This window comes from Aeribacillus sp. FSL M8-0254 (genome assembly GCF_038008845.1).
Taxonomy (GTDB): Bacteria; Bacillota; Bacilli; order Bacillales; family Aeribacillaceae; genus Aeribacillus; species Aeribacillus composti.
The window spans coordinates 1,176,243-1,190,229 of record NZ_JBBOZY010000001.1; the positions used below are offsets into that span (position 1 = coordinate 1,176,243).

Consider the following 13,987-nt stretch of genomic DNA (forward strand, 5'->3'; position numbering starts at 1 on the left):
TAGAGGTTAGCTCAACGAAAGGGTGTCCGTGGTGACGCGGAATCTGAAGGAAGCTGGAGGCAAAACACCGGTCCGAGGAACACGAACCTCATATAAGGCTAGGTATGATTGAGTGAGTTTGCATAACAAAACAAAGCTCTTTCTGTCGAAGGTCATATCGAGTAAATGAGGCGGATAGATGGTGTGAAAGTGCATGTACTTACCCGGGGAGGTCTGGCGGATATGTGAAGTACTCTTCATAACCTACTTAGTGATAAGTAGCTGAACCGTCAGAAGTCAGCAGAGGTCATAGTATTAGTTGGTCTAGAACAACTAAGAAGGACCGAACAATTAAGAGAGAATAGCCCTTGGCATTCAGTGAGTCATGATGAACACAGAAAACGTAGTACCTCACTTGAGGAAGGAAGCGGTGAATCCCGTGGGAGACCTCTTGGAGGGTGGAGTGACCACTGGCATAAAGAGAACAGCTATTCACGGAAGTTATAAAGACTTGCGTCAATTATCTTAATTGAACCGCCGTATACGGAACCGTACGTACGGTGGTGTGAGAGGACGGGAGTTAATCGCTCCCTCCTACTCGATTCGGAGCACAGGATTTTAAATCTCGAATGCTTATTTTGTTACCCCATGCATTAAAAATGGGTTTAATATTATAATAAAAAAAGAGAACTCATTTTTGAGGTGGACTAGGAATGAATAAAACAATCGCAGATATAGCAAAAATTTCGGGAGTTTCCAAAAGCACTGTATCTCGCTACTTAAATGGTGGATCTGTTAGTGAAGCAACAAAAAGAAAAATTGAACTTGCCATTAAAGAAACAGGATATACACCTAATCCTTTTGCACAAAGTTTAAAGGCTAAGAAAACATATTTTATTGGAACGATTGTTCCGCGATTAGATTCCTATGCAGCATCGCATACTTTAATTGGGATTGATGAACAATTAAAAGAGTTGAATTTTCAATTATTAATATCCAATACGAATCAGCAAATTGAACGTGAAATTGAAACGATTTATAGCCTGGCTAGTCAAAAAGTTGCGGGAATTATTTTACTTGCTACTCAAATTACACAAGTACATTTAGAGGCATTTGAAAAGGTGAACATCCCGATTCTTCTTGTTGGTCAAGAACATCCGGATGTACATAGTCTGATTCATAATGATTTGGAAGCAGGCTATGCAATTGGAAAATATGTATTAGAGAAAGGGCATCGAAAAATTGCTTACTTAGGTGTTACCGAAAAGGATGTAGCAGTTGGAGTAAGAAGAAAGGAAGGTTTTAAAAGGGCAATAGCAGAAGCGGAAGGATGTGAGGTTCGTTATTTTGAAACAGGTTTTAATATGTTTGCTGCTCAACAAAGAGTAACAGAAATGCTAGAAGGATTTCAGCCGACTTGCATTGTGTGTGCAACGGATAATATTGCTCTTGGTGCTTTAAGGGCAGCACAATTAAAAGGATTGAGCATTCCAAAGGATGTTTCTATTACGGGTTTTGGAGGATATGATGTGACGGAAATTATTCACCCAGGGCTAACAACAGTAAAACTGTTTTTTAAAGAGGCTGGAAAGATGGCAGCGCAAAACATTGTAAAGCTTGTCAATGAGGAGTCAGTTCCAAAAAGAACATTATCAAAATATGAAATTATTGAACGAGAAAGCGTTGACAGCATCATTCCTAATGACTTATAATCAGACTGGAACCGGTTCCATTTAATAAAGTTAGGAACCGGTTCCTAAATCGCGAAAAATGGAACCGGTTCCACTAAATAAATGGGGGAGGAAGCTATGAAATACGATCAAATCGCAAAAGAAATTTTAGAAGCTCTTGGTGGAAAAGATAATATTTCTGCTGCAGCTCACTGTGCGACACGTTTACGTCTAGTTTTAAATGATGAAAGTAAAATAAATCAAGAAGCGCTTGACAAAATGGACGATGTAAAAGGAACTTTTTCAACGGGTGGACAGTTCCAAATTATTTTAGGGTCAGGTACAGTTAACAAAGTTTATCAAGAATTGACCAAATTAACTGGACTTCAAGAAATGTCTACAAAAGATGTGAAAGATGCTGGAGCGAAAAAATTAAATCCAATTCAACGTTTAGTGAAGCTACTTTCTGATATTTTCGTTCCGATTATTCCTGCCATTGTTGCTGGCGGTCTTTTAATGGGAATTAATAACGTATTAACGGCAAAGGATCTATTTATTGAAGGTAAGTCCCTCATTGATGCATATCCAGAAATAGCGGACTTAGCAGCACTTATTAATACATTTGCCAATGCGGCATTTGTCTTTTTACCAATTTTAATTGGTTTCTCCGCTACACAGCGCTTTGGTGGTAACCCGTACTTAGGAGCTACTTTAGGTATGTTAATGGTTCACCCTGATTTATTAAATGGTTGGGGTTATGGTAGCGCCTTAGCGAACGGTGAAATTCCAGTTTGGAGTATTTTCGGATTTGAAATTGAAAAAGTCGGTTATCAAGGGACTGTATTACCTGTATTAGCATCATCCTTTATTTTAGCGAAAACAGAACAATTCTTACGCAAATATATTCCGTCTGCACTTGATAACTTATTAACGCCATTATTAACGATTTTTATTACAGGCATTTTAACGTTTACAGCAGTAGGACCGATTACTCGTTCTGCAGGTAACTTATTAACAGACGGACTTGTTTGGTTATATGATACTACGGGACTCATTGGTGGTGCGTTATTCGGTTTAGTTTATGCCCCAATCGTTATTACAGGTATGCATCATAGCTTTATTGCAGTTGAAACACAATTGTTAGCAGAATTTGCTAAAACAGGTGGTTCGTTTATTTTCCCTGTTGCGGCTATGTCAAACGTAGCTCAAGGTGCAGCAACATTAGCTGTTTTTATGATTATTAATGATAAGAAAATTAAAGGTATTGCATCCGCAGCTGGTATTTCGGCTCTTTTAGGAATTACAGAGCCTTCTATGTTTGGTGTAAACTTGAAACTTCGTTATCCATTTATTGGTGCTATTACAGGTGCAGCTATATCATCCGCATTTATTACGATCTTTAAAGTAAAAGCTGTTGCGCTTGGAGCAGCCGGTTTACCAGGTATTATTTCAATTCGTCCAGATTCCATAGCTCCATACGTAATTGGAATGGTTATTTCATTCATCGTTGCATTCGTAACAACCATCATTTTAGCGAAACGTGCAGCGAAAAAAGAACAAGTAGCAGAAAAAGCATCTTAATAAATTAAATATTGGGGTCTGATCCTTAAAAAGAGGTCAGGCCCTGTGTTTACATCGTGAAGGAGTTTGAGGTTTAAAGATGGAATGGACAAGAAAACAACGGTATCGCCGAATCGAAGAAGCGACAAAAGAAGAATTGAATGCATTAAAAGAAAAAGTCAACAAAAGCATTTGGCGTCAGAAATTTCATATTCAACCAGTAACGGGACTTTTAAATGATCCAAATGGTTTTTCTTATTTTAACGGAGAATATCACTTGTTTTATCAATGGTTTCCGCTAGGTCCTGTTCATGGATTAAAATATTGGTATCACACAAAATCAAAAGATCTTGTCAATTGGCAAAATGTCGGAATTGGTATTAAGCCGAACGATTATTTTGATTCTCACGGAGCTTATTCAGGTAGTGCTATTTGTCATGACGGTAAGCTCCATTTAATGTATACAGGAAATACAAGAGATGAAAATTGGGTTCGTCATCCATATCAATGCTTAGCGGTAATGAATGAAAATGGACGTATTGAAAAATTACAAGAGCCGGTTATTAAAGAAGTTCCAAAAGGTTATACCGATCATTATCGCGATCCGAAAGTTTGGAAGGAAAATGACACTTTTTATGCTGTCATCGGGGCACAGAGGGAAAACAAAACAGGTTGTATTGTTCTTTATTCATCACCTGATTTAAAAAATTGGACATTTGAAGGTGAGGTTCAAACAAACTTAAAGGAATTTGGATTTATGTGGGAATGTCCCGATTATTTTGAACTAGATGGAAAAGGTGTACTGATCTTCTCACCACAAGGGTTAGAGCCAAAGGGAGATCAATTTCAAAATATCTATCAATCTGGTTATCTTTTAGGGAACACACTAGATTTAAAGACAAAAGTTTTTGAACACGGTGAGTTTGTTGAGTTAGACCGTGGATTTGACTTTTATGCACCACAAACGACAATTGACCATAAGGGACGTCGCCTTTTAGTCGGGTGGATGGGTCTTCCCGAAATCGAGTATCCAACTGATAAGGATGGGTGGGCTCATTGTCTAACATTACCGAGAGAGTTGACCGTTCAAAATGGAAAGCTTATTCAGTGTCCTGTAAAAGAACTAGAAGCATTGCGACAAGATTCGGTAAATGTGAAAGATATTCTCGATGATGAGAAAAAAATGTATGCAGGATTCACTGGGACGACGTATGAACTTATTTGTGAATTTACGAACATGGAAGCAGATGAAGTCGGGATTGAATTCCGGTCATGTAATGATGAAAAAACGGTCATCTCCTATAACAGAAAGGAACAAAAAGTGACCTTAGACCGTACTCATTCAGGCGAGGTTCCAGCTAAAGAATATGGAACAACAAGAACGTGCAGCGTTGAAGGGGATACGTTAAAGCTTCATCTGTTTGTTGATACGTCTTCTGTCGAAATTTTTATCAATGACGGCGTTGAAGTATTTACGAGCCGAATTTTTCCAAGACCTGAAAGCACAGATATTCGCTTCTTTGCACGAAACGGAAAAGTTACATTAGACACAACGAAATATAACTTATCCACTATGAATTAAAAGGGAGGTGTAGACAATGGGGCGCTTATTTTCAATTGGTGAAGTGTTAATTGATTTTATTCCAATGCAAAAAGGCAAAGCATTAAAGGATGTTCAATCTTTTAAACGTGCACCTGGGGGAGCCCCAGCAAACGTTGCAGCAGCTGTTGCGAGATTTGGGGCAGAATCTGCAATGATCACAAAGCTTGGAATGGATGCCTTTAGTGACTTTTTAATTGAAGAGTTACAAAAAATCGGTGTGAAAACAGATAAAATAAAGCGAACAAAGGAAGCGAATACAGGATTAGCATTTGTTTCGCTGCGCGATGATGGTGAACGTGATTTTTCCTTCTATCGCAATCCTTCTGCAGATCTTTTGCTTTCAGAAGATGAAATTGAAGAAAGTTGGTTTGCTAAAGGAGATATTTTACATTTTTGCTCCGTCGATCTAGTCGAAAGCCCAATGAAAAAAGCCCATGAAAAAGCAATTCGACTTGTTAAAGAAAATGGGGGAATCATTAGCTTTGATCCAAACGTTCGCCTTCCACTATGGAACAGTGCAGAGGATTGTCGACAAACGATTTTAGAATTTATTCCGAAAGCACATATCATCAAAATTTCCGATGAAGAATTAGCGTTTATCACAGGAATCACTAATGAAAAAGAGGCGATTGAAAACTTATTCACAGGTGATGTAAAAGCCGTTATTTACACAAAAGGAGCTAATGGAGCCGACCTTTACACGAAGAATGCCAAATATGAATCAACTGGTTTCAAAGTTGAGGTTCAGGATACTACAGGTGCAGGAGATGCCTTTATCGGTGGCTTTTTATATAAACTACTCGAAAAAGAAGTAAACCATGATAACTTAATAGATGTATTAAATAAGCACCATCAAGAAATCCTCACCTTTGCCAATGCAAGCGGTGCGATCACAACAACAGGAAAAGGTGCCATTTCATCCTTACCGACAAAAGAAGAAATCCTTAACTTCATTTCATGTAAATAAAAACATATTAAAATTAGTAGCACAGACCACGGTCAAGGTCTGTGCTGCTATTTTTTTAGTAGGAGTGGAGAAAAGGTCGTGACAGCCTAAAGAACGATAGGTTCGCAATGAAAAACTGGCCTACTTCACGGATCTTATAAGAATCAGATTTAATAGTTGGATCCATGAGATCGTGGATAAGAAAAGGGAATCATTAAGGTTATATAAAGGCTTCTACAAATAATGGAGGAAGGTTTATGCAAAGTGTCATTGCCTTTGATGTTAGTATGGGAAAGAGCTATATGGTTATTTATAATTCTGCTCAGATTTGTATTTATGAGGGGGAAATATTACATAGTCGCCTACAATTACGAAATCGCATCAGCAACTTCGTAATTGTGTAGGAAAAGGATAACATATTTGACCTTGCGAAAAAAGCAAAAATCGTTGGGTCTATTTGGCATGCGTAAATTTATTTAGGAGGAAGAGGTACCCCTTCCTCCTAAATAAATCCACTGAAACAAATAGTTTTACTAAAAAATACTTGACTAGAGGTAAGAAGGGGATGTCCAGAAAGTCAAAATCCACTGAAAACGAAACATCATAAGCATTGATATATCAACGTTTCTAAAACATTAAAGGGGCGTCTATAAGCCGAAAAATCGACTTATTAGACATCCCCTTGCAGCGATACAGTACCTTCATCTTAAAACTGCTTGATGCTTACCATTTCCGCAATCGAATCAAAAATAATATCAACAGCGGTCTTTAGCTCATCATCGGTCATCGCCAAAACAGGGATAAACGTGATGACAGGACCTAATGGTCGGATAATGAGACCGCGCTTTCTAGCTTCTAAAATAATTTTATGCTCAATCTGCTCCGAGCGGTCGAATATTTCTTTTGTTTTCTTATCCTTGACGATTTCGATGCCAATCATGAGTCCTTTTTGACGAATATCACCGACGATCGGCAGTTCATAAAGCTTTTGCAATTTACCTGCCAACGCATGGGCTTTTCGTTGGACATCCGAAACTAAGTTTCTCTTTTCGATCAACTCAATATTTTTTAACGCAACAGAACAAGATAATTGATTTCCCGTATATGTATGACCATGGAAAAAGGTTTTATTTTCATGAACATCTCCTAAAAATGCAGAATAAATTTCTTCTGTTGTCAATGTTGCCGCAAGCGGTAAATATCCTCCTGTGATGCCTTTGGCTAAGCAAACAATATCAGGCTGGACATCTTCTTGTTCGCAGGCAAATAATGTTCCGGTTCTGCCGAATCCAACAGCCACTTCATCGCAAATAAGCAAAATATTGTATTTGCGGCAAAGCTTTTCAATACCTTTTAAAAACCCTTTCGGATGTACAATGATACCCGCCGCTCCTTGAACGAGCGGTTCGACAATCATACCCGCGACTTCTGAATGATGCTGTTCAAGCGTTTCCTCAAGCTTTGTTAAACAATAATTCACAATTTCCTTTTCATCGCCATATTCGTCCATTCTATATACATATGGGGAAGGTACTTCAATTCGTTCAAACAATAGCGGCCTAAAGATTCGATGGAATAAATCCATTCCGCCAACACTTACAGCACCAATGGTATCCCCGTGATAAGCTTCTTTAAATGAGATAAATTTGTTTTTATCCTTGTAGCGGACAGGGTCAATGTTTTGCCAGTACTGATATGCCATCTTCAATGCAATTTCAACGGCAGCAGCCCCTGTATCGGAATAAAATACTTTTGATAAATTTCCTGCCCAAATTTCCACTAGTTTTTTTGCTAATAAAATGGAAGGAACATTCGCGGACCCTAAAAGCGTAGAATGAGAGATTTTTTCAATTTGTTCATGAAGCACTTCGTTTAATTCAGGGTCACTGTGTCCGTGAACATTTACCCATAAAGATGCATAACCGTCTAAATATTTTTTTCCTTCGACATCATAAAGGTAGCTTCCCTTTCCTTTTTCAATGATGAGCGGCTTTTCTTCGATATAAGACTGCATTTGGGTAAAAGGATGCCATACATATTGTTTATCAAGTTGTTCTAACTGTTCGTAGCTATACTTCAATTTCTAATCCCCCTGACAATACATTCTTAAGTTCTTGCTTGGATATCAATGTTTTGGCTAATTGAGTAAGACTGTCTTTAGACAACGAGTCCATTGTTGGCAATTTAGCGATGATAGGAAGATTCAACATCTTATGTATAGTCCGTACATTATCAATATGAATCATATTGTATTGGTCAAAATGGTTAAATATAAGCCCGAGGATTTTAATGTCGTGCATTTCGGCATAATTTACAGTTGTGAGTGTATGGTGTATAGCCCCTAATCCAGCCAAAGACACGAGAATTGTTGGCAATTCACATTCTTGAATTAAATCTTTTGTCATATAAAATCCGTTAGAATGTTCAATGAGCGGAACCGCGAGTCCGCCTGCTCCTTCTACTAGAACAACATCGTATTGATTTTTTAATTCTAAAATTTTATTTTTTATTTCATTTGGCAGAATCGTAGTATTTGTGATCTCTGAAGCTAAATGAGGGGAAACAGCAGGCTCCATATAATACATCCCCGTAGAGCCTTTTTCTTCTCCGATCACTTCTTCATACCAATATTGATCGGCAAAAGAATCGCTCTCTTCTAATACACCTGTTTGAATGGGTTTAAATATTTTTGTTTTCACTCCCATTTCTTTCAATACCAGAAATAGAATGGAAGTGACAATCGTTTTGCCAATTTCTGTTCCGGTCCCTGTGATAAAAATCGCTTTTCCCATTAAGATGCAACTCCTTGTTTATGAATCAAAAAGTTCGTCCGTGGAAGAATCTGCGCTGCGATGATGGAACATAGGATACATAAGAAAATATCTCCCGGTATAGGAATCACAAAACCAAATAATAATGTTTGAGCAATCGTTAACGACTTATCGAAAATAAATTTCATTGCTCCATATAACCAAAGACAGCCAAGAAGATACACTACAAGAAGGCAGGCGAAATTAGCGAGGAAAATAGAAAATGTTTTTACCAATTGAAATCTCTTAATCAACCAGCCATTGACGTATGCTCCTAACACAAAACCTAGTAAATAACCAAATGTAGGTTTAAAAATGTAACTTGGACCTCCTCCTTCCGCAAAAACAGGCGCACCTGCCAGTCCGATCAAAACGTAAACAAGCTGGCTTAACATTCCGAGTTTCGGGCCTAACAAACACCCAGCTAAATAAACAGATACAATTTGCAGCGTAAATGGGACATATGGAATAGGGATTTTAATAAACCCACCAATCGCCGTTAACGCCGCAAAAAGAGCAATTAACACCATCGACTTGATTTTCATGTTTATATCCATTCCTTTCGCTTCGCTCAAGGCACAAAACGTAATGAAACAATTGTGCCACCGGCGTTATTTTTATTATTCTAAAGTCATAGGGATAACAGTCAACTACAAATCACGCGGAGGTGAGTGGGCCACTCTGGTTGCAGGGTGACCGCATGTTTATATGTGTAGATTGCCTTTCCAAGCACAAATAAGTGTGACTTCGAGCACGCAGACTTATCTTTGTATAAACAACTACTCGTTTATTGCTGGGCAATCAGTCAATGCTGTCTATCCCTTTAATAACGTGAAAGGAGTTATCCCTATGGGATTAAAGATTGTTTATCCAATATGCTGTGGGATTGATGTCCACAAAACCTTTGTTGTTGCCTGTATTGCTTCTACCAACAAAGGTGTCACTACTTACAAACGCCATCGCTTTTCTACCTATACAAAAGGATTGAAAGAGCTGTCACAATGGCTTTGTGAAAATAACTGTAAGGATGTTTGTATGGAATCTACCGGGAAATACTGGATTCCCGTGTTTAATGTTCTAGAGGATTCCTGTAACATTACTCTTGCACATCCAAAATATGTTAAGGCTATCCGTGGTAAAAAAACTGATAAAAAAGATGCCAAATGGATTGCCGATTTATTTAAGCATGATCTAGTAGCTGGAAGCTTTATGCCACCGCTGGCTATCAGACAGCTTCGTGACCTTATGCGTTATCGTTTTAAATTGACTAATTTTATGTCGAGTGAGAAGAATCGTCTTCAGAACTGTTTAACTGTATCTAATATTCAACTTGGAAATGTTGTTTCGGATACCTTCGGTAAAAGCTCCATGAACATTATTGACAAGATTTTAGGGAATCCCTTGGATACCACTTTTGACATAGAACCTTTAATTCACGGTTCCATGAAGAAGAAACTTTCTGATTTGGAACTCGCCATAGACGGATATATTACACCGGAACAGGCTGATAAATTAAAGGTCATTAAACAGCACTATGAAGATCTTCAATCTCGTAAAGCAGATCTTGAAAAAATTATCCTTTCTCTTGCCGAGTCCTACACAGAAGAAATCAACTTAATCTTAACTGTTCCGTCCTTTAAGAACATCTTTTCCGCCATTGCCGTGGTTTCGGAAATAGGTGTTAATATGGACGTGTTTCCGACAGCTAAGCATTTATGTTCCTGGGCAGGACTAACACCCACGAATAACGAGAGTGCCGGCAAGAAAAAGTCAGTAAGAATTTCGAGAGCTGGCTGCTACATCAAGCCTCTTTTGGTACAGTGTGCAACTGCTGTGGTCAAAAGTGAAAAGCATCCCGAAATTCGAAACCGCTACTTAAAACTTAAAAAACGTCGTGGTCACAAACGAGCAATTATTGCCATTGCACGTATGCTGTTAACAGCTATATACAACATTCTCAAAAAGAAAGAGCCGTATAATCCAGAATTATATAAAAAATCAGACGTTCTTCCAGTAAACCGTGAGATCACGGTAGAACAAGCGATTTTATTAGCTAAAAGTCAAGGTTTTCGAGTGACGGCAGTTACAACTTGATGATCAATCAACCAAATATTTCCAATAAAGTCATCGATCGATGGCTTATTTTACTATGCCCTCTATTTCAGTGGTCGCCCGTAAGAGATATTTCAGACTTTTCCTCCTAATACAATATTTGTTTTTTATTATGCAAGAAGAATGATAGAAATGTCAACCTAAAATTCTGTTTGGTTAACATATTAAAAAAGAAGGAGGTTAATGAAGGGAACTTTGCCAACTATAACAGCAATCATCGAAAGACCGATTTTGTCATTGAAGCATTTTTACGGAGATAGCCCCTTGGCCTTCCGGTAATTTCACAACGATTTTTTAGACGGATAGGGGGGAGCTTTTGAAGTGCTTCATAGTCCTCTTTCTACTTTAGCTCTCGTCTTAGCTCAGCATATTTAACAACGAATTCTTGTCTTTTTCTTTCTTTCGCTATTTTTGATTTTTTAGCCAATGTTCGTCCTTCCTGTCATATCATTTATTATTGAAAATTCCTCATTATTGCGTGACATCATCGTCTTGAAAAATTCGGCTTTTCTTTTTGAAATAAATATTTTTCGCTGTATGGTTCTGCTTCTTGATCAACTTTAGAAATGATAATCTGACAAATTCTTCTTCCTATCGTTAATTCGATCGGTAGGCGATTCGCGTTAAACAGTTCCAACGTGATTTGTCCTTTAAATCCCGGGTCAACCCAACCGGCATTTTGAATAAATAGCCCTAAGCGGCCGATCGAGCTTCTTCCTTCTACGAAAGCAGTAAGATTTTCCGGCAGCTCGATGGTTTCTATAGTAGTAGCAAGCAAGAAAGAGAAGGGGGGAATGACAATTTTCTCGTTTTCAGCCACTACTTCTTTATATTTCGCTTTCGCCTCTAATGATAGATGAGCATTGGTGTGCTCATCCATCACAAGAAAATGATTTCCAAGGCGCAAATCAGTATTATGTTATGTCAGCTTGGTTCTTTCAGAAAGGAGAAGCAAGGCTTTCCTATCCGCAGCCGAATTCAAAATCTCCAAAGGATATTTCTTTGGAATTGCTGTTTTGAATAAGAGTTATCTAATTAAAGAACAGGATGAGATAAAGGAGTTCCTTGAATTTTTAGACAATCAAGATATTCAACTGTTTGGGATACCCCTAATAGATGAATTAACTAACACAAAAATTACTTTTATTCGGCAAGAACTTATGTAACTGATAAATGATTATCACTTCTAACGGGGCGATAAGTCTCTATTTGCTTATCGCCCTTTACTATTGATACTTATCCGAGCTGAATATACCCATATCTAGTAAACAACTTATCTAGCTCTTTAATCAGATAGTCCCTTGCTTCACTTGTAATACGAATGTGTGACCTTCTAAAATGCATACTGTGTAATGTTTTTAAGCTAACATTTGACTTTTGTTGTAATGAAGGATACGTTGCTTTTCCAAGACTAGCATATAAGTCAATTAAACGAATGCCATTCTTAATTGGAGCCTTGATAGCTTTACCATCTGTAAACTCTACATAGTATGGAAACCTTTCTTTCCAAGGTTCTTCTTTTATTTCACTGGCAACAGCAACATTGTCATGATTATAACCATCTGTTCGAGCATATCCAACAATCATCGGAGTTGGTTGATTATTTTCATCGTAGCTAACAATAGTCAAAAATAACAAATCACCTTTTTTGATACCACTTGGTCTTGTTGGAAAAAATGTTCGATTAAGATCTCTTTTCCGCACACCCTTCATTTCTTGGTAATTCAAATGATTAGGAATGCGGTCTTCCCCAGTCCCTTCAAATTTCAGCCAAACTTCTTCATGTGTTAAGCTAATCTTTGGCGTACTTTGGATAAACTCTTCAAAAGAATCTGGTTTAACAATCTTAGAAAGCTTCACGCCCTTTTTTGCTTCGTTCGAGTAAGTAACGGATTTATCCTTTCTATTAGGAGCTATTTTACGAATTGCCTCTTTTTCCTCATCAATCCATTCTTGTGTAACTAAACCTCCCCCTGCATTTTCAATCCTTGATAATAAATCATCAAAGTATTCTATACATTTGGATGCAATTTCTGGCTCATTGCTCAGTAAAACAGCAATCTCATGGTTTGATACAAAACCTCCGTGAGTAAAGTTTGCCGAACCAATGATGGCAGAATGAGAATCAAACACATACAGTTTAGAATGTAAATCTATCAAAGCATATATTTTTGCCCCAGCGTGCAGTAACTTTTCAAGACCAAAGACACTACTGACATTTTCAATGAATTCTTCCCGATAAAATCGGGTGATTATGTTACATTTTACATTAGGATTTTGAATGAGCCAGTCCGCCAACCTAGAAGCAGTCTGCATACCAATAAAAGGAGAAACAATATTGAGCTTCGCTTCGGTCATCTCCAGCAACTCATTAAATTGATCTAATAAATCATTGGTAATCAAATGAACTGACATGGTTCACCACCTCTTTTTTCACATTGCCTAGTTTGATTTTTCAACAAACATTTCCTGTAACCTAATTCAACGAGATGTAGTTCTAATCCTTCAATTCTTCGTTATATCGTTATCTCTAGATTTTATTGTTTTTTCTATACCCCCAATATTCATTTACTTGTCACCTTGAAGCTGTATATTATAGGATAAAGTAAAAAAATGGAGAGGAGAGGTTAAAAATGACTATATATCAACCATTAGGGGCATACCTCAACAAACAAGATGTATCAACTATTACAATCACTATTGACGAAATTGAGAGCATTCTCGGATTCAAATTACCGCCTTCTGCAACAAAATATAGAGAATGGTGGGCAAATCACTACGGCAATAGTCAAGCAAAAGGATGGATGGACTATGGCTGGAAAGTAGATACGGTTGAACTTGGTAAAAAGGTTACATTCCACAAAACAATCAATGATTAAAGGTATTAGTTTTAAATCGTGTAATCAGTGAAAAACAAGAAGAATTTGTTAGTCTGTTAGAACATTAACAAACAACTAATACAAATTTATAAATGAAGTAGTTTTTTATTTATATTTCGGAAAGCGATAACCCTTTCTTTTCACGCAAATGTTGATATGATGAATTTCATGCATTGCTAGCATCCTTTCATTACCTCCACTGTTTTGTTCTTCACAACCTTAAACAGTAGAGGGTATTTTAGGAGCTGGCAAGCCTTTTTTTATGCCATGAAGCTCTGCACTTTTTTGTTGCAGAACTCTGTACTTTTATTTTGCACTAAACAGCGCAAATCTACTGAAGCAGGTTGAATTTGCTCTTTTGTTAAGGGATCAATGACCAATTCTTTATGTTGTATTTTCTCAAGAATAGTTTTTCCAGATAAAATCAT

The 13,987-nt window shown here is 37.5% G+C and carries 10 protein-coding genes and 4 pseudogenes; 7 read left to right on the forward strand and 7 right to left on the reverse strand.

Translation table 11 applies throughout. The features are described 5' to 3' along the window. The first annotated feature begins 692 nt into the window (after positions 1–692). The 5 genes and pseudogenes from NSQ44_RS05785 to NSQ44_RS05805 form a co-directional block, all read left to right on the forward strand. Positions 693–1,691 (forward strand): LacI family DNA-binding transcriptional regulator, encoded by a 999-nt coding sequence (locus NSQ44_RS05785; protein ID WP_066249868.1) that lies wholly within the window; start codon positions 693–695, stop codon positions 1,689–1,691. Positions 1,692–1,787: 96 nt separating this feature from the next. After that, a complete protein-coding gene (locus NSQ44_RS05790; protein WP_340855672.1) occupies positions 1,788–3,230 on the forward strand; it encodes a sucrose-specific PTS transporter subunit IIBC in 1,443 nt (480 codons plus the stop codon). Between the two features lie 79 nt (positions 3,231–3,309). Then, the gene (locus NSQ44_RS05795; RefSeq protein WP_340855680.1) at positions 3,310–4,791 is read left to right on the forward strand and encodes a glycoside hydrolase family 32 protein; all 1,482 of its coding nucleotides are present in this window, start codon (positions 3,310–3,312) and stop codon (positions 4,789–4,791) included. A gap of 16 nt (positions 4,792–4,807) precedes the next feature. After that, positions 4,808–5,779: a carbohydrate kinase family protein gene (locus NSQ44_RS05800; RefSeq protein WP_340855686.1), complete on the forward strand. Its 972-nt coding sequence runs from the start codon at positions 4,808–4,810 to the stop codon at positions 5,777–5,779. 236 nt (positions 5,780–6,015) lie between these two features. Beyond that, a pseudogene (locus NSQ44_RS05805) lies at positions 6,016–6,120 on the forward strand (transposase); the annotation flags it as partial. Positions 6,121–6,464: 344 nt separating this feature from the next. Here NSQ44_RS05805 and bioA read toward each other — a convergent pair. The 3 genes from bioA to NSQ44_RS05820 are packed head-to-tail and all read right to left on the reverse strand — an operon-like array spanning position 6,465 to position 9,113. Then, positions 6,465–7,838 (reverse strand): adenosylmethionine--8-amino-7-oxononanoate transaminase, encoded by a 1,374-nt coding sequence (gene bioA / locus NSQ44_RS05810; RefSeq protein ID WP_340855691.1) that lies wholly within the window; start codon positions 7,836–7,838, stop codon positions 6,465–6,467. Then, complete coding sequence (gene bioD, locus NSQ44_RS05815; RefSeq protein ID WP_063386450.1) at positions 7,828–8,550, reverse strand: dethiobiotin synthase; 723 nt, start codon at positions 8,548–8,550, stop codon at positions 7,828–7,830. The genes bioA and bioD overlap by 11 nt, the downstream gene beginning before the upstream one ends. Beyond that, positions 8,550–9,113 carry a biotin transporter BioY gene (locus NSQ44_RS05820; protein WP_144597546.1) on the reverse strand — a complete coding sequence of 188 codons (564 nt, stop codon included), beginning with the start codon at positions 9,111–9,113 and terminating at the stop codon, positions 8,550–8,552. The genes bioD and NSQ44_RS05820 overlap by 1 nt, the downstream gene beginning before the upstream one ends. Before the next feature lie 304 nt (positions 9,114–9,417). On the opposite strand from NSQ44_RS05820, the gene NSQ44_RS05825 reads away from it, so the two are divergent. Beyond that, on the forward strand, positions 9,418–10,662 hold the full coding sequence (locus NSQ44_RS05825) for an IS110 family transposase (RefSeq protein WP_044899849.1): 1,245 nt from the start codon (positions 9,418–9,420) through the stop codon (positions 10,660–10,662). Between the two features lie 232 nt (positions 10,663–10,894). On the opposite strand, the pseudogene NSQ44_RS05830 reads toward NSQ44_RS05825, so the two are convergent. The 3 genes and pseudogenes from NSQ44_RS05830 to NSQ44_RS05840 all read right to left on the reverse strand — a co-directional run bounded on the left by NSQ44_RS05830 (position 10,895) and on the right by NSQ44_RS05840 (position 13,095). After that, a pseudogene (locus NSQ44_RS05830) lies at positions 10,895–11,107 on the reverse strand (30S ribosomal protein S14). A gap of 57 nt (positions 11,108–11,164) precedes the next feature. Next, a pseudogene (dcd, locus tag NSQ44_RS05835) lies at positions 11,165–11,590 on the reverse strand (dCTP deaminase); the annotation flags it as partial. Positions 11,591–11,916: 326 nt separating this feature from the next. Further along, positions 11,917–13,095 (reverse strand): phospholipase D family protein, encoded by a 1,179-nt coding sequence (locus NSQ44_RS05840; protein ID WP_340855709.1) that lies wholly within the window; start codon positions 13,093–13,095, stop codon positions 11,917–11,919. A gap of 218 nt (positions 13,096–13,313) precedes the next feature. On the opposite strand from NSQ44_RS05840, the gene NSQ44_RS05845 reads away from it, so the two are divergent. Then, a complete protein-coding gene (locus NSQ44_RS05845) occupies positions 13,314–13,559 on the forward strand; it encodes a DUF7662 domain-containing protein (protein ID WP_340855715.1) in 246 nt (81 codons plus the stop codon). A 323-nt stretch (positions 13,560–13,882) separates the two neighbouring features. Here the strand turns inward: NSQ44_RS05845 and NSQ44_RS18965 are convergent. Beyond that, positions 13,883–13,987: pseudogene (locus tag NSQ44_RS18965) on the reverse strand (dCTP deaminase domain-containing protein); the annotation flags it as partial.